Below are 15,001 nucleotides of genomic sequence, written 5' to 3'. Positions count from 1 at the left end.
TCGCCCTCACGCCGGACGCCACTGGTGCGGCACCACGGGCAGCCTGAACCAGACCGCCTTGCCGGACTCGGTGGGGCGGTGGCCGCAGGCCGAGCTGAGGGCGCGGATCAGGAGCAGGCCGCGGCCGTGCTCCTGCCAGGGGTCGGGCTCGCCGGGCGGGCCGGGGACCGTGAGATCGCCGGGCGGCGCCGGGTCGGGATCGTGCACCTCGACCTGGCAGCCGGTCGCCATCAGCTCCACGACCAGCTCTATGGGGGCGTCGCCCGCGGTGTGTTCCACGGCGTTGGCGACCAGCTCGGCGGTGAGCAGCTCCGCGGTGTCGCTGTCGGCCTTGTGCTCCAGCTCGGCCAGCGCCGTACGGACCAGTGCGCGGGCCACGGGCACGGCCGCGGCGGAGTGCGGCAGCGCGATGCGCCAGGAGGCGGGGGCGGGGGGTTCGTGCAAGGCGGGTCCGTTCATGGAGCAGGCTGTCCTGCTTTCAACATTACGAATGGTACGGCGCAACCGGGCAGAGGCGCTCGGCGGGTGTTTTCCGGGACCTTCGGCCCGCAAAGCCCCCGCATCGGGCTCCGTACCCACCGCAACGTGCCGACTCCCGCGGTGTGTGCCCGCCGTTACGGGGCTATCGAAGACCCGTGACTCGGTGACGGGAAACGGCCATTTCGCGACGGTCTTATCGCGCACTCCTGACGACAGTCACAGATGAGTGATAGCTTCGTTGAGTAGTAGGAGAGGGGCCGCATCGCCGGCCCCGAACCGCCGCACCGCAGCCCCGGACCGCCGCCCCCGCCCGAGGAGGCCGCACGTCATGAGTCCCTTCACCGGCTCCGCCGCCCGCACCCCCGACTGGCAGCACCTGAGGTGCGTGATCGAGGACGGCATCGCCACGGTCACGCTGGCCCGGCCCGAGAAACTCAACGCGCTTACCTTCGGCGCCTACGCCGATCTGCGCGACCTGCTCGCCGAGCTGTCCCGGGAGAGGGCCGTGCGCGCCCTCGTCCTCGCCGGCGAGGGGCGCGGCTTCTGCTCCGGCGGCGACGTCGACGAGATCATCGGCGCGACCCTCTCCATGGACACCGCCCAGCTCCTCGACTTCAACCGGATGACCGGGCAGGTCGTGCGGGCCGTACGGGAGTGCCCGTTCCCGGTGGTCGCGGCGGTGCACGGGGTGGCGGCCGGCGCGGGAGCGGTGCTGGCGCTGGCGGCCGACTTCCGGGTGGCCGACCCCTCCGCCCGCTTCTCCTTCCTCTTCACCCGCGTCGGACTGTCCGGCGGCGACATGGGCGCCGCCTATCTGCTGCCCCGGGTGGTCGGGCTGGGACACGCCACCCGACTGCTGATGCTGGGCGAGCCGGTGCGGGCGCCCGAGGCCGAGCGGATCGGGCTGATCAGCGAGCTGACGGACGAAGGACGCGCCGACGAGGCCGCTCTCGCCCTCGCCAGCCGCCTCGCCGAGGGCCCGGCTCTCGCGTACGCCCAGACGAAGGCCCTGCTCACGGCCGAACTGGACATGCCGCTCGCCGCCTCGGTGGAACTCGACGCCGCGACGCAGGCCCTCCTCATGAACGGCGAGGACTACGCGGAGTTCCATGCCGCCTTCACCGAGAAGCGGCCGCCGAAGTGGCGGGGGCGGTGACCGTGCCGGGCGGGTGGGGCACCCCGGAGGCGCTGCGGGTCGCGGTGATCGGCGGCGGGCCGGGCGGGCTCTATGCCGCCGCCCTGCTCAAGCGGCTCGACCCGGCCCGCGAGATCACCGTCTGGGAGCGCAACGCGCCCGACGACACGTTCGGCTTCGGCGTCGTCCTGTCCGACGAGACGCTCGGCGGGATCGAGCACGCCGACCCGGTCGTGTACGCGGCACTGCGGGAGGAGTTCGTACGCTGGGACGACATCGACATCGTGCACCGCGGGGTGCGCCACAGCTCCGGCGGCCACGGGTTCGCGGCACTCGGACGGCGCAGGCTCCTGGAGATCCTGCACGACCGCTGCCGCGCCCTGGGAGTGGAGCTGCGCTTCCGCGCGGAGGCGCCGGCGGCCTCCGAGCTGATGTCGTCGTACGACCTCGTGGTGGCCGCCGACGGAGTCAACAGCCTCACCCGTGGGGCTGACGCCCATGTGTTCCGACCCCATGTGGTCACGCACCGGTGCCGGTACATCTGGCTCGCCGCCGACTTCGCCTTCGACGCGTTCCGCTTCGAGATCGCCGAGACCGAGCACGGGGCGATGCAGCTGCACGGCTACCCCTACGCCGCCGACTCCTCCACCGTGATCATCGAGATGCGCGAGGAAGTGTGGCGGGCGGCCGGGTTCGAGGAACTCGACGAGCAGGAGTCCGTCGAGAGGTGCGCCAAGATCTTCGCGGACGCGCTAGGCGGACGGACCCTGCGGTCCAACAAGTCGGCGTGGATCAACTTCCGCACGGTCGTCAACGAGCGCTGGTCGAGCGGCAACCTGGTCCTCCTCGGCGACGCCGCGCACACCGCGCACTTCTCCATCGGCTCCGGCACGAAGCTCGCCGTCGAGGACGCGCTCGCCCTGGCCGCCTGTCTGGAGGAACAGCCCTCGCTGGAACAGGCGTTGGCCGCGTACGAGCAGGAGCGGCGCCCCGTCGTCGCCTCCACGCAGCGCGCGGCCCGCGCCAGCCTGGAGTGGTTCGAGAACCTGAACCTCTATCTCGACCAGCCCGCGCGCCAGTTCGCCTTCAACCTCCTCACCCGCAGCCGCCGCGTCACCCACGACAACCTCCGGCTGCGCGACGCGCACTTCACCGCCGGCGTGGAGCGGGAGTTCGGCTGCCCGCCCGGCACACCCCCGATGTTCACCCCGTTCCGGCTGCGCGGCCTGACCCTGCGCAACCGGGTCGTCGTCTCGCCGATGGACATGTACTCGGCCGTGGACGGCGTCCCCGGCGACTTCCACCTGGTCCACCTGGGCGCGCGGGCCCTCGGCGGCGCCGGCCTGGTGATGACCGAGATGGTGTGCGTCAGCGCCGAGGGGCGGATCACGCCCGGATGCGCCGGCCTGTACACCGGACGGCAGGCCGAGGCATGGAAGCGGATCACCAGTTTCGTGCACGCGCAGGCACCGGGCGCGGCCATCGGCGTGCAGCTCGGCCACTCCGGCCGCAAGGGCTCCACCAAGCTGATGTGGGAGGGCATGGACGAGCCGCTGGAGGAGGGCAACTGGCCCCTCGTGGCCGCCTCCCCGATCCCGTACAAGCAGCACAACCAGACGCCCCGCGAGCTCGGCCGTGCCCAACTCACCGACATTCGCGAACAGTTCACCGCCGCCGCCTGGCGTGCCGCGCGCTGCGGCTTCGACCTGCTCGAACTCCACTGCGCCCATGGCTACTTGCTCTCCGGCTTCCTGTCACCACTGACCAACCGGCGCACCGACGCCTACGGCGGCTCGCTCGCCCGCCGGCTCCGCTTCCCCCTCGAGGTCTTCGACTCCGTACGGTCCGTGTGGCCGCAGGAACGGCCCATGACCGTCCGCATCTCCGCCACCGACTGGGCCGAAGGCGGCACCACGGCGGACGAAGCGGTGGAGATCGCCCGGGCGTTCGCCGCGCACGGCGCCGACGCGGTCGACGTGTCGACGGGCCAGGTGGTGGCGGACGAACAGCCCGAGTACGGCCGTTCGTACCAGACGCCGTACGCCGACCGGATCCGCCGCGAGACCGGCATCCCGGTGATCACCGTCGGCGCGATCTCCTCCTGGGACGACGTCAACTCCCTGATCCTGGCCGGACGCGCGGACCTGTGCGCTCTCGCCCGGCCGCACCTGTACGACCCGCACTGGACGCTCCACGCGGCCGCCGAGCAGGGGTACACCGGGCCGGGCGTGAGCTGGCCCGCGCCCTACCGCGCGGGGAGCCGGCGCCCGCAGACCGGACGCACCGACGCCCCCAAACCCCGGCTCACCCTGGGGAGTTGAGGGCGTCGGAGGATTGAGGAGGGACGGAGAAGCCTGAGGGTTCCCTCAGGCGCGCCTGACGCAGCTGGGATCACATCCCGGTCAAGGGCTCGGGAACACCCGCGAAAGCCGCGCCCGCGTCGCGCAGCCGCTCGTGCAGCGCCCGGAACACGGCGGCCGAGCGGGCGCCCGGCCAGTCCGCGGGCAGCAGCGCCGGAGGCAGTCCGGGATCGGCGTACGGGAGGTGGCGCCAGGTGTCCAGGGCGAGCAGGTAGTCGCGGTAGGCCTCCTCGGGCGGGGTGTCCGCGCGCCCCTCCCAGGTGTGCAGCACGCGCGCGTGGCGGTCGAGGAACTCCTCGTGCTGCTTGGCGATCGCGGCGAGGTCCCACCAGCGCGCGACCGCGTCCGTCGTCGCCGCGAAGCCCAGGTGCTCCCCGCGGAACAGGTCCACGTAGGAGTCGAGCCGCAGCCGTTCCAGGGTGTGGCGGGTCTCCTCGTAGAGGCGTGCCGGGGCGAGCCACACCCCGGGGGCCGCGGTTCCGAAGCCCAGGCCGGCCAGCCGCGAGCGCAGGACGTGCCGCTTCTGCCGCTCGGACTCCGGCACGGAGAAGACGGCGAGCACCCAGCCGTCGTCCTCGGCGGGCGCCGCCGCGTACACGCGCCGGTCGCCGTCGTCGAGGAGCTGCCGCGCGTCCGGCGACAACGCGTACCCGGCCGCGCCGGCCGCCGTGCGCACCGGTTCGAGCAGCCCGCGGCGCTTGAGCCGCGACACCGAGGACCGTACGGAGGGCGCGTCGACGCCCACCGCGGCGAGCAGGCGGATCAGCTCGGCCACCGGCACCGGGCCGGGCATGAACCGGCCGTACGCGCCGTAGAGCGTGACGATGAGGGAGCGGGGAGCGTGCTGGTCGGCCACGTTGATCATCTTAGGTCGTCGGTATCACTGCCGGTCGCCCTCGGTGCGCAGACGGAAGCGCTGGAGCTTGCCGGTCGCGGTGCGCGGGAGGGCGTCCAGGAAGACGATCTCGCGGGGGCATTTGTACGGCGCCAGCTCGGACTTGAGGAAGGCGCGCAGGCCCTCCGGGTCCTGGCGTGCGCCCGGGCGCAGGACCGTGTACGCCACCACGATCTGTCCGCGCGTCTCGTCGGAGCGCCCCACGACCGCCGTCTCGACCACGTCCGGATGGCGCAGCAGGGCGTCCTCGACCTCCGGGCCCGCGATGTTGTACCCGGCCGAGATGATCATGTCGTCGGCGCGGGCGACATAGCGGAAGTAGCCGTCGGGATCGCGCACATAGGTGTCGCCGGTGATGTTCCAGCCGCCGCTCACGTATTCACGCTGACGCGGGTCGGCGAGATAGCGGCAGCCGACCGGGCCGCGCACGGCGAGCAGGCCGGGTTCCCCGTCGGGCACCGGCGCGCCGGAGTGGTCCACGACGCGCGCCTGCCACCCCGGTACCGCAACGCCCGTCGTGCCGGGCCGGATCCGCTCGTCGGCCGCCGAGATGAAGATGTGCAGGAGCTCGGTGGCGCCGATGCCGTTGATGATGCGCAGCCCGGTCCGGGTGTGCCAGGCCTTCCAGGTGGCCGCGGGCAGGTTCTCGCCGGCCGACACACAGCGCCGCAGCGACGCGGTGTCGTGGGCGTCCAGCTCGTCGAGCATCGCCCGGTACGCAGTCGGCGCGGTGAACAGCACGGAGACCCGGTGCTCGGCGATCGCGGGCAGCAGCTGCTTGGGGCCCGCCTGTTCGAGCAGCAGCGAGCTGGCCCCCGCTCGCATCGGGAAGATCACCAGGCCGCCGAGACCGAAGGTGAAGCCGAGCGGGGGACTGCCCGCGAAGACATCGTCGGCATGTGGCTTCAACACATGCTTCGAGAAGGTGTCCGCTATCGCCAACACATCGCGGTGGAAGTGCATGCACCCCTTGGGCCGGCCGGTCGTGCCCGAGGTGAACGCGATCAGCGCGACGTCGTCGGCCGCCGTGTCGACGGCCGGGAACGGCTCGTCCGGCGCTCCCGTGATCCGCAGCAGCAGGTCGTCCGGCGCGTCCCCGCCGTAGGTCGTGATCCGCAGCCCCGGGATCTCCGCCTTGACGAGGTCGTCGACGGACCGGATGTCGCACAGGGCGTGGGTCACCCGGGCGATCTCGCACATCGTGCTCAGCTCGTGGGGGCGCTGCTGGGCCAGCACGGTGACGGCGACCGCGCCGACCTTGAGCACCGCCAGCCAGCAGGCCGCCAGCCAGGGTGTGGTGGGCCCGCGCAGCAGCACACGCCGGCCGGGTACGACGCCGAGCTCGGAGGTCAGCACATGGGCGATGCGGTCGACCCGGGCGAGGAGCTGCCCGTACGTCCACAGGTCGCCGTCCGCCGTCCGGAACACCGGGCGCTGCGGGTCGGTGTGCCCGAACAGCTCCGCTGCGCAGTTCAGCCGTTCGGGGTAGCGGAGCTCGGGGAGGTCGAAGCGGAGTTCGGGCCACTGGTCGGGGGGCGGGAGGTGGTCGCGCGTGAAGGTGTCGACGTGGGCCGAGGTCGTCGGTAGTGCGTCGTCGCCGGCGCTCCTGGTTTCCATGGCGGTTCGCCCCCTTGCCTTGGTGGGCGTCGTGGTGGGCTCGCGGCTCGCACAAGGAGCGTATCGTGTTGGTGACGACAGTCAACGGTCCGCGATAACCTCCAGAGGTAGCCCAACAGGGGAGAGGGGACCGGCAATGACGGCATTCTCGCTCGATCCGGCACAGACCGCCTGGTGTGGCGAGCTGCGCTCACTGGCCGCGGAACATCTGCGTCCGCTCGCGGAGAAGGGCGAGCCGGGCCATGTCAACCGCCCTCTTGTCGCCGAACTCGGCCGACTGGGCCTGCTGGAGAGGCTCTTCACCTCCGGGGCGCTCGATCTGTGCCTGATGCGCGAGTCCCTGGCCCAGGTCTGCACGGAGGCCGAGACCGCGCTCGCCCTCCAGGGCCTGGGCGCGCACCCGGTGCACGCGTACGGCACGCGGGCCCAGCGCGAGCGCTGGCTCCCGGCGGTGAGCGGCGGAAGCGCGGTGGCCGCCTTCGCGCTGAGCGAGCCGGGTGCGGGCTCGGACGCGGCGGCGCTGGCGCTGCGGGCCGACAAGGACGGCTCCGGCGGCTGGCGGCTCACCGGGGAGAAGTGTTGGATCTCCAACGCGCCCGAGGCCGACATCTACACCGTCTTCGCGCGCACCACCCGCGACGCCGGAGCGCGGGGTGTCACCGCCTTCCTGGTCCCCGCCGACCGGCCCGGCCTCACCGGCACCCCCCTCGACATGCTCTCGCCGCACCCCATCGGCTCCCTCGCCTTCGACGCCGTACCGGTGACGGCGGACGACGTGCTGGGCGAACCCGATCACGGCTTCCGGGTCGCGATGCGCACCCTGAACCTGTTCAGGCCGAGCGTGGGCGCCTTCGCGGTCGGCATGGCGCAGGCCGCCCTGGAGGCGACTTTGGCGCACACGGCCCAACGGGACGCGTTCGGCGGCAAGTTGAGGGACCTTCAGACGGTGGCCCACCAGGTCGCCGAGATGGCGCTGCGCACGGAGGCGGCCCGGCTGATGGTGTACGCGGCCGCCGCGGCGTACGACGAGGCAGCCCCCGATGTGCCCAGGCGCGCCGCGATGGCGAAGCTGCTCGCCACCGAGACGGCGCAGCACGTCGTCGACGCGGCGGTCCAACTGCACGGCGCCCGCGCCCTGCGCCGCGGCCACCTCCTCGAACACCTCTACCGGGAGGTGCGGGCGCCGCGCATCTACGAGGGCGCGAGCGAGGTCCAACGGGCCGTCATCGCCAAGGAGTTGTACGCCACCACGGAGGCCCCGTGAGGGCCCTGGAAGGGATGGTCCCGCGATGAGCACCGAGCGCATCAACCCGCCCGAACTCTCCCCGCCCACCGGCTTCTCCCACGCCGTGACGACCACCGGCAGCCGGCTGGTCTTCCTGGCGGGCCAGACCGCGCTGGACACGGACGGGAAGGTGGTGGGCGAGACCCTCCCGGAGCAGTTCGAGAAGGCGCTGACCAATCTGCTGACCGCCCTGCGGGCCGCGGGCGGCACCCCCGCCGACCTCGCCCGGGTCACGGTCCATGCCACCGACGTCGGGGACTACCGCGCCCATGCCCCCGAACTGGGCCGTATCTGGCACCGGTTGGCGGGTCGCGACTACCCCGCGATGGCCGTCATCGGCACCGTACGGCTCTGGGACGACCAGGCACTCGTCGAGCTCGACGGCTTCGCGGTGCTGGCCTAGGGGTCCTGCCGCGGAGGGGCGGTCAGGCCGCGGTGGCCAGCTGCTCGACGAACACCCGGTGCGGCGCGACGACGCGGCCGTCGGCCAGCAGCTCACCGGAGTCGTCGAAGACGATCGAGCCGTCGCACAGGAGGCTCCAGCCCTGCTCGGGGTGGGCGGAGACGGTGTGTGCCGTCCCACGGCCGGTGTGGTCCGAGGTCTGGTGAGAACACATGGCGCACCTCCACGTCGGATGCGATGAGTCCGGCGGCGTTGTCGTCGCCTCGCATAGGTAGACCATGCTCCCGCGGCGAACTCATCGGAACCGCCCGCCGAGAAGCGTGACAACACGCGGACAACACTCGGACGTCCCCAGGACGGACGATGCGGACCCGGGACCGGGCGGGCGACCCGGGCCGCGTCACCGGCGGTGCGGACTCGCCACCAAAGGGGTGACGATCACCAGCCCGGGAGCGTGGGCCCGGTACCTCTGGAGCCCCCGTTCCAGGAGGTAGTTCCATGTCCTTGCGCCAGGTCAGCCAGGCCTTCGTCGCGGCCACCGGGGCCGCGCTGCTGCTCCTCACCTCGTCGGCCGTCGCCCACTCCGCTCCCTACGAGGAGGAGGTGACCGTCGACCCGACCGGCACCGTCACCTCCGACGGCACCATCACCCTCTCCGGCACCTACCGCTGCCTCAGCGGCACCGGGCCCGTGTTCGTCTCCTCGTCCGTGTCGCAGGGCGACCCCCGGGTGCGCCACGGCATCGGCGGCACGTCGGCGCTCTGCGACGGCGCCGAGCACCGCTGGTCCAACTCCGAGACCCGCAAGGACGCCTTCACCCCGGGCGCCGCCCACGTCGAGGCCACCGTGATGGAGCTGAGCGGCGGCGGCCTCCCGATGCCACGCTTCCACGCGTCCCGCCAGCAGGACATCACGCTGACCGAGGTCTGAGAGACCGCCGCAACCCGTCGAGCCGCCTCCCCGGACAGGGAGGCGGCTCGACGGGTTCCGTCAGATGTCCCGGAAGGTCTCGATCTGCGCGCCGATCGAGTTGAGCCGCTCCGCCAGGTCTTCGTAGCCGCGGTTGATGACGTACACGTTCCGCAGCACGGACGTGCCCTCGGCGGCCATCATCGCCAGCAGGACGACCACGGCGGGCCGCAGTGCGGGCGGGCACATCATCTCGGCGGCGCGCCAGCGGGTCGGGCCCTCGACCAACACCCGGTGCGGGTCGAGGAGTTGGAGACGGCCGCCGAGGCGATTGAGGTCCGTGAGGTAGATGGCGCGGTTGTCGTAGACCCAGTCGTGGATGAGGGTCTTGCCCTGCGCGGAGGCCGCGATGGCCGCGAAGAACGGGACGTTGTCGATGTTCAGGCCGGGGAACGGCATCGGGTGGATCTTGTCGATCGGCGCCTCCAGCTTGGAGGGGCGCACGGTCAGGTCCACCAGGCGCGTACGGCCGTTGTCGGCGAAGTACTCCGGGGTGCGGTCGTGGTCGAGGCCCATCTCCTCCAGGACCGCGAGCTCGATCTCCAGGAACTCGATCGGCACCCGGCGGACGGTGAGCTCGGACTCGGTGACCACCGCGGCGGCGAGCAGGCTCATCGCCTCGACCGGGTCCTCGGAGGGGGAGTAGTCCACGTCGACGTCGATGTTCGGCACGCCGTGCACGGTGAGCGTGGTGGTGCCGATGCCCTCGACCTCGACGCCGAGCGCCTCCAGGAAGAAGCACAGGTCCTGGACCATGTAGTTGGAGGACGCGTTGCGGATGACGGTCACGCCCTCGTGCCGCGCGGCGGCCAGCAGCGCGTTCTCGGTCACCGTGTCGCCGCGCTCGGTCAGCACGATCGGGCGGTCGGGGGAGACGCTCCGGTCCACCCGCGCGTGGTACAGCCCCTCGGTCGCGGCGATGTCCAGACCGAAGCGGCGCAGCGCGATCATGTGCGGTTCGATCGTCCGCGTGCCGAGGTCGCAACCGCCCGCGTACGGCAGCTTGAAGCTGTCCATACGGTGCAGCAGCGGGCCGAGGAACATGATGATCGAGCGGGTGCGGATGGCCGCCTCGGCGTCGATCGCCGCCATGTCCAGCTCGGCCGGCGGCACGATCTCCAGGTCCACGCCGTCGTTGATCCACCGGGTGCGTACGCCGATGGAGCCGAGTACCTCCAGAAGGCGGTACACCTCCTCGATGCGGGCGACCCGGCGCAGCACCGTGCGCCCCTTGTTGAGGAGCGTCGCGCACAGCAGTGCCACACACGCGTTCTTGCTGGTCTTCACGTCGATGGAGCCGGAGAGCCGACGTCCGCCGACCACGCGCAGGTGCATCGGACCCGCGTATCCCAGCGACACGATCTCGCTGTCCAGTGCTTCACCGATTCGAGCGATCATCTCAAGGCTGATGTTCTGGTTGCCGCGCTCGATGCGGTTGACGGCACTCTGGCTGGTGCCGAGCGCCTCGGCAAGTTGCGACTGTGTCCAGCCCCGGTGCTGCCGGGCGTCACGGATGAGCTTGCCGATGCGTACGAGGTAATCGTCTGCCATGGGTGCAGGCTATCTCAGATATGAGATGACGCATTTCGGGGGCTCCGTACGGGTGACGGGCCGTCAGTGGCGCTTGGCCGTACGGGTGCGACGCCAACCGAAGGGTCCGGGCAGATCCATCGACGTCGTACGCCGCCCCGTGCTGCTCCGTGTGCGGCGCGGTCCGTGCGGGCCTCCCGTGGTGAGTGACCACGAGTGCCGGTTGATGTTGAGCCGCACCCCGGGAAGGATCCGGAAGCTCTTACGGAACGTCAGGGCCATGACTTCTCCTCGCGCTTGCCGTTCGCCGGTCCGCGCCCGGGTACCCGGCATCGGCGGCTCCATGGCCCTGGGTCCCGCGCGGGAGTCGCCGATCGGTGCGTAGCCGTAGCCGTAGCCGTGGCCGACGGTGATCGCGATGGGCCCTGTCGTCGGCACCGCTCCTCGCGGTCGTGCGATGGGCCCGGTCGCGTGCCGGGCCCGGCGGGTGGACGATGGCCTCGGCCGGGCGGGGCCGCCGAGCGGTGTGAGGGCGGGGCCGGGCATGACCAGTCCGCCCCCATGTACTAGAGTTATCTCGACATCGAGATATCTGCCGAGGCGCCCCGCAGCCGCCAACCTGGTAAGGGTTACCTAACTTAGCCGTACCTTAGCGGATCGGCCAAGACGTCGTGGCGGCAGGATGCGGTGGGTACGCGCACATCAATGAAGGAGACTGTCGTGTCGGCGAACAGCTTCGACGCCCGCAGCACGCTGCAGGTGGGCGACGAGTCGTACGAGATCTTCCGGCTGGACAAGGTGGAAGGCTCGGCTCGCCTTCCGTACAGCCTGAAGGTGCTGCTGGAGAACCTGCTCCGTACCGAGGACGGCGCGAACATCACCGCCGACCACATCCGGGCCCTCGGAGGCTGGGACTCGCAGGCGCAGCCCAGCCAGGAGATCCAGTTCACGCCCGCCCGCGTGATCATGCAGGACTTCACCGGCGTGCCGTGTGTCGTGGACCTCGCCACCATGCGTGAGGCCGTCAAGGAGCTCGGCGGCGACCCGGCGAAGGTCAACCCGCTCTCTCCGGCCGAGCTGGTCATCGACCACTCCGTCATCGCCGACAAGTTCGGCACCAACGACGCCTTCGCGCAGAACGTCGAGCTGGAGTACGGCCGCAACAAGGAGCGCTACCAGTTCCTACGCTGGGGCCAGACCGCCTTCGACGACTTCAAGGTCGTCCCGCCGGGCACCGGCATCGTCCACCAGGTGAACATCGAGCACCTCGCGCGTACGGTCATGGTCCGCAACGGCCAGGCGTACCCCGACACCCTGGTCGGCACGGACTCGCACACCACGATGGTCAACGGCCTCGGTGTGCTGGGCTGGGGCGTCGGCGGCATCGAGGCCGAGGCCGCGATGCTCGGTCAGCCGGTCTCGATGCTCATCCCGCGCGTCGTCGGCTTCAAGCTGACCGGTGAGCTGCCCGCCGGCACCACCGCCACGGACCTCGTGCTCACGATCACCGAGATGCTGCGCAAGCACGGCGTCGTCGGCAAGTTCGTCGAGTTCTACGGCGAGGGTGTGGCGGCCACGAGCCTCGCCAACCGCGCCACCATCGGCAACATGTCGCCGGAGTTCGGCTCCACCGCCGCGATCTTCCCGATCGACGACGAGACCCTGAAGTACCTGCGCCTGACCGGCCGTGACGCGCAGCAGGTCGCGCTCGTCGAGGCGTACGCCAAGGAGCAGGGCCTCTGGCTCGACCCGGCCGCCGAGCCCGACTTCTCCGAGAAGCTGGAGCTGGACCTCTCGACGGTCGTCCCGTCGATCGCCGGCCCGAAGCGCCCGCAGGACCGCATCGTCCTCGCGAACGCCTCGCAGCAGTTCGCCCAGGACGTCCGCAACTACGTGGACGAGGACGACGAGGCGGGCAAGGAGTCCTTCCCGGCCTCCGACGCCCCGGCCTCCACCAACGGTGTGCCGACCCGTCCGACCCTGGTCACGGCCCCCGACGGCTCGACCTACGAGATCGACCACGGTGCGGTGACGGTCGCGGCCATCACCTCCTGCACCAACACCTCGAACCCGTACGTCATGGTCGCCGCCGCGCTCGTCGCGAAGAAGGCCGTGGAGAAGGGCCTGACCCGCAAGCCGTGGGTCAAGACCACCCTCGCCCCGGGCTCCAAGGTCGTCACCGACTACTTCGACAAGGCGGGGCTCACCCCCTACCTCGACAAGGTCGGCTTCAACCTCGTCGGCTACGGCTGCACCACCTGCATCGGCAACTCGGGCCCGCTGCCCGAGGAGGTCTCCAAGGCGGTCAACGAGCACGACCTCGCGGTCACGTCGGTCCTCTCCGGCAACCGCAACTTCGAGGGCCGTATCAACCCCGACGTCAAGATGAACTACCTGGCCTCCCCGCCGCTGGTCGTCGCGTACGCCCTCGCGGGTTCCATGAAGGTGGACATCACCAAGGACGCGCTCGGCACCGACCAGGACGGCAAGCCGGTCTTCCTCGAAGACATCTGGCCGACCGAGGCCGAGGTCAACGACGTCGTGGCGAACGCCATCGGCGAGGACATGTTCAACAAGTCCTACCAGGACGTCTTCGCGGGCGACGCCCAGTGGCAGGCGCTGCCGATCCCGACCGGCAACACCTTCGAGTGGGACGCGGAGTCGACGTACGTCCGCAAGCCCCCTTACTTCGAGGGCATGACGATGGAGACCACCCCGGTCTCCGACATCACCGGCGCGCGGGTCCTCGCCAAGCTGGGCGACTCGGTCACCACCGACCACATCTCCCCGGCCGGCGCCATCAAGGCCGACACCCCGGCCGGCAAGTACCTCACCGAGCACGGTGTGGAGCGTCGTGACTTCAACAGCTACGGCTCGCGCCGAGGCAACCACGAGGTCATGATCCGCGGCACGTTCGCCAACATCCGCCTGCGCAACCAGATCGCGCCGGGCACGGAGGGCGGCTTCACCCGCGACTTCACCCAGGCGGACGCGCCGGTGTCGTTCATCTACGACGCCTCGCGCAACTACATCGAGCAGGGCACCCCGCTGGCCATCCTGGCCGGCAAGGAGTACGGCTCCGGCTCGTCCCGCGACTGGGCCGCCAAGGGCACCGCGCTCCTCGGCGTCAAGGCCGTCATCGCCGAGTCCTACGAGCGCATCCACCGCTCGAACCTCATCGGCATGGGCGTGCTCCCGCTCCAGTTCCCGGAGGGCGCCACCGCCGAGTCCCTCGGTCTGACCGGCGAGGAGACCTTCTCCTTCACCGGCGTCGAGGAGCTGAACAACGGCACCACCCCGCGCACGGTCAAGGTCACCACCGACACCGGTGTGGAGTTCGACGCGGTCGTCCGCATCGACACCCCCGGCGAGGCGGACTACTACCGCAACGGCGGCATCATGCAGTACGTGCTGCGCAGCCTGATCCGCAAGGACAAGTAAGCGGTCCGGTACGGCAGTCGAAGGGCCGCACTCCTGGTGACAGGGGTGCGGCCCTTCGCCGTACCGTGATGTCCCGCGAACGTCCGCACGGCTGGGCCAAAGGCGGAACACAGGGTTCTCCCAGGCCACCGGGACACGATCGGCACATGTCTGGCACCCGAAGGTCTGGCACCCCGAGCGACCGCGTCCGCGTGCTGATCGTCGACGACGAACCCACGCTCACCGAACTGCTTTCCGTGGCCGTCACCGAGGCCGGCTGGCGGCCCTACCCGGCGGCCGACGGACACAGCGCGCTGCGCCTCGCCCGCGGCTGCGCGCCGCACGCCGTCGTCCTCGACGGGATGCTGCCCGACCTGGACGGCGTACAGGTGCTGCGCCGGCTGCGGTACGAGAACCCGAAGCTGCCCGTCCTCATGCTCACCGCCCGCGACGCGCTGGAGTACCGCATCGACGGGCTGGCCGCGGGCGCCGACGACTACGTCACGAAGCCCTTCTCGCTGGAGGAGGTCGTACTGCGGCTGCGCGGACTGCTGCGCCGGGCCGGGGCCGAGGAGCCGCGGCCCGACCCGTCCGTGCGGGTGCTCGGCGATCTCGTGCTGACCGAGGAGACCCGGGAGGTACGCCGCGACGGTACGGCGATCCGGCTCACCGCCAAGGAGTTCGAGCTGCTCGGGCTGCTGCTCGGTCACCCGCGCCAGGTGCTGAGCAAGGCGCAGATCCTGTCCCATGTGTGGAGCAGTTCCTTCGACGGCGGCGGGAACCTCGTCGAGGTGTACATCTCCAGCCTGCGCCGGAAGATCGACAAAGGCCGGGCGCCGATGATCCACACCGTGCGCGGGGTCGGCTACGCCATCAGGCCGCCGGAGGACGGGAGATGAGCGCGTTC

At 71.0% G+C, this 15,001-nt stretch carries 13 protein-coding genes; 7 read left to right on the top strand and 6 right to left on the bottom strand.

What is annotated here, in order from left to right:
* Positions 1-6: 6 nt before the first annotated feature.
* On the bottom strand, positions 7-459 hold the full coding sequence (locus ACN6LB_RS09710; RefSeq protein WP_356139793.1) for an ATP-binding protein: 453 nt from the start codon (positions 457-459) through the stop codon (positions 7-9).
* Positions 460-808: 349 nt separating this feature from the next.
* On the opposite strand from ACN6LB_RS09710, the gene ACN6LB_RS09705 reads away from it, so the two are divergent.
* On the top strand, positions 809-1,636 hold the full coding sequence (locus ACN6LB_RS09705) for an enoyl-CoA hydratase family protein (RefSeq protein WP_445025446.1): 828 nt from the start codon (positions 809-811) through the stop codon (positions 1,634-1,636).
* A complete protein-coding gene (locus ACN6LB_RS09700; RefSeq protein WP_445025445.1) occupies positions 1,621-3,936 on the top strand; it encodes a bifunctional salicylyl-CoA 5-hydroxylase/oxidoreductase in 2,316 nt (771 codons plus the stop codon). Before ACN6LB_RS09705 ends, ACN6LB_RS09700 begins: the two co-directional genes overlap by 16 nt.
* Positions 3,937-4,006: 70 nt before the next feature.
* Here the strand turns inward: ACN6LB_RS09700 and ACN6LB_RS09695 are convergent, their stop codons facing one another.
* Positions 4,007-4,840: a PaaX family transcriptional regulator gene (locus tag ACN6LB_RS09695; protein WP_445025444.1), complete on the bottom strand. Its 834-nt coding sequence runs from the start codon at positions 4,838-4,840 to the stop codon at positions 4,007-4,009.
* 15 nt (positions 4,841-4,855) lie between these two features.
* Positions 4,856-6,487 carry an AMP-binding protein gene (locus ACN6LB_RS09690; protein WP_445025443.1) on the bottom strand — a complete coding sequence of 544 codons (1,632 nt, stop codon included), beginning with the start codon at positions 6,485-6,487 and terminating at the stop codon, positions 4,856-4,858.
* 136 nt (positions 6,488-6,623) lie between these two features.
* Here ACN6LB_RS09690 and ACN6LB_RS09685 point away from each other — a divergent pair, with 136 nt between their 5' ends.
* Both ACN6LB_RS09685 and ACN6LB_RS09680 read left to right on the top strand, forming a co-directional pair.
* A complete protein-coding gene (locus ACN6LB_RS09685; protein WP_445025442.1) occupies positions 6,624-7,751 on the top strand; it encodes an acyl-CoA dehydrogenase family protein in 1,128 nt (375 codons plus the stop codon).
* Positions 7,752-7,776: 25 nt separating this feature from the next.
* Positions 7,777-8,175 carry a RidA family protein gene (locus tag ACN6LB_RS09680; protein ID WP_445025441.1) on the top strand — a complete coding sequence of 133 codons (399 nt, stop codon included), beginning with the start codon at positions 7,777-7,779 and terminating at the stop codon, positions 8,173-8,175.
* 22 nt (positions 8,176-8,197) lie between these two features.
* On the opposite strand, the gene ACN6LB_RS09675 is transcribed toward ACN6LB_RS09680, so the two are convergent.
* Complete coding sequence (locus ACN6LB_RS09675; RefSeq protein ID WP_356139786.1) at positions 8,198-8,389, bottom strand: DUF5999 family protein; 192 nt, start codon at positions 8,387-8,389, stop codon at positions 8,198-8,200.
* Between the two features lie 284 nt (positions 8,390-8,673).
* On the opposite strand from ACN6LB_RS09675, the gene ACN6LB_RS09670 reads away from it, so the two are divergent.
* Positions 8,674-9,105, top strand: a complete 432-nt coding sequence (locus ACN6LB_RS09670; protein ID WP_445025440.1) for a DUF6299 family protein — start codon at positions 8,674-8,676, stop codon at positions 9,103-9,105.
* Between the two features lie 60 nt (positions 9,106-9,165).
* On the opposite strand, the gene ACN6LB_RS09665 is transcribed toward ACN6LB_RS09670, so the two are convergent.
* Complete coding sequence (locus ACN6LB_RS09665; RefSeq protein ID WP_445025439.1) at positions 9,166-10,695, bottom strand: helix-turn-helix domain-containing protein; 1,530 nt, start codon at positions 10,693-10,695, stop codon at positions 9,166-9,168.
* Positions 10,696-10,758: 63 nt separating this feature from the next.
* A complete protein-coding gene (locus ACN6LB_RS09660) occupies positions 10,759-10,956 on the bottom strand; it encodes a DUF4236 domain-containing protein (protein ID WP_356139783.1) in 198 nt (65 codons plus the stop codon).
* A 438-nt stretch (positions 10,957-11,394) separates the two neighbouring features.
* On the opposite strand from ACN6LB_RS09660, the gene acnA reads away from it, so the two are divergent.
* Together acnA and ACN6LB_RS09650 are read left to right on the top strand one after the other, a co-directional pair.
* Positions 11,395-14,115, top strand: coding sequence for an aconitate hydratase AcnA (acnA, locus tag ACN6LB_RS09655; RefSeq protein WP_445025438.1), 2,721 nt, complete (start codon positions 11,395-11,397; stop codon positions 14,113-14,115).
* Positions 14,116-14,261: 146 nt separating this feature from the next.
* Positions 14,262-14,993 (top strand): response regulator transcription factor, encoded by a 732-nt coding sequence (locus ACN6LB_RS09650; RefSeq protein ID WP_445025437.1) that lies wholly within the window; start codon positions 14,262-14,264, stop codon positions 14,991-14,993.
* Positions 14,994-15,001: the final 8 nt, after the last annotated feature.

The organism is Streptomyces sp. SAS_270 (genome assembly GCF_052543295.1).
The sequence above is the reverse complement of the archived record's forward strand: the minus strand, read 5'-3'. Positions and strand labels throughout refer to the sequence as shown.

What these genes read in the sequence shown, in the direction of transcription:
- ACN6LB_RS09710 (WP_356139793.1), bottom strand. Translation starts at nt 459, where the DNA reads ATGAACGGACCCGCCTTGCACGAACCCCCCGCCCCCGCCTCCTGGCGC.
- ACN6LB_RS09650 (WP_445025437.1), top strand. Translation starts at nt 14,262, where the DNA reads ATGTCTGGCACCCGAAGGTCTGGCACCCCGAGCGACCGCGTCCGCGTG.
- ACN6LB_RS09680 (WP_445025441.1), top strand. Translation starts at nt 7,777, where the DNA reads ATGAGCACCGAGCGCATCAACCCGCCCGAACTCTCCCCGCCCACCGGC.
- ACN6LB_RS09660 (WP_356139783.1), bottom strand. Translation starts at nt 10,956, where the DNA reads ATGGCCCTGACGTTCCGTAAGAGCTTCCGGATCCTTCCCGGGGTGCGG.
- ACN6LB_RS09670 (WP_445025440.1), top strand. Translation starts at nt 8,674, where the DNA reads ATGTCCTTGCGCCAGGTCAGCCAGGCCTTCGTCGCGGCCACCGGGGCC.
- ACN6LB_RS09685 (WP_445025442.1), top strand. Translation starts at nt 6,624, where the DNA reads ATGACGGCATTCTCGCTCGATCCGGCACAGACCGCCTGGTGTGGCGAG.
- ACN6LB_RS09695 (WP_445025444.1), bottom strand. Translation starts at nt 4,840, where the DNA reads ATGATCAACGTGGCCGACCAGCACGCTCCCCGCTCCCTCATCGTCACG.
- ACN6LB_RS09675 (WP_356139786.1), bottom strand. Translation starts at nt 8,389, where the DNA reads ATGTGTTCTCACCAGACCTCGGACCACACCGGCCGTGGGACGGCACAC.
- ACN6LB_RS09690 (WP_445025443.1), bottom strand. Translation starts at nt 6,487, where the DNA reads ATGGAAACCAGGAGCGCCGGCGACGACGCACTACCGACGACCTCGGCC.
- ACN6LB_RS09665 (WP_445025439.1), bottom strand. Translation starts at nt 10,695, where the DNA reads ATGGCAGACGATTACCTCGTACGCATCGGCAAGCTCATCCGTGACGCC.
- ACN6LB_RS09705 (WP_445025446.1), top strand. Translation starts at nt 809, where the DNA reads ATGAGTCCCTTCACCGGCTCCGCCGCCCGCACCCCCGACTGGCAGCAC.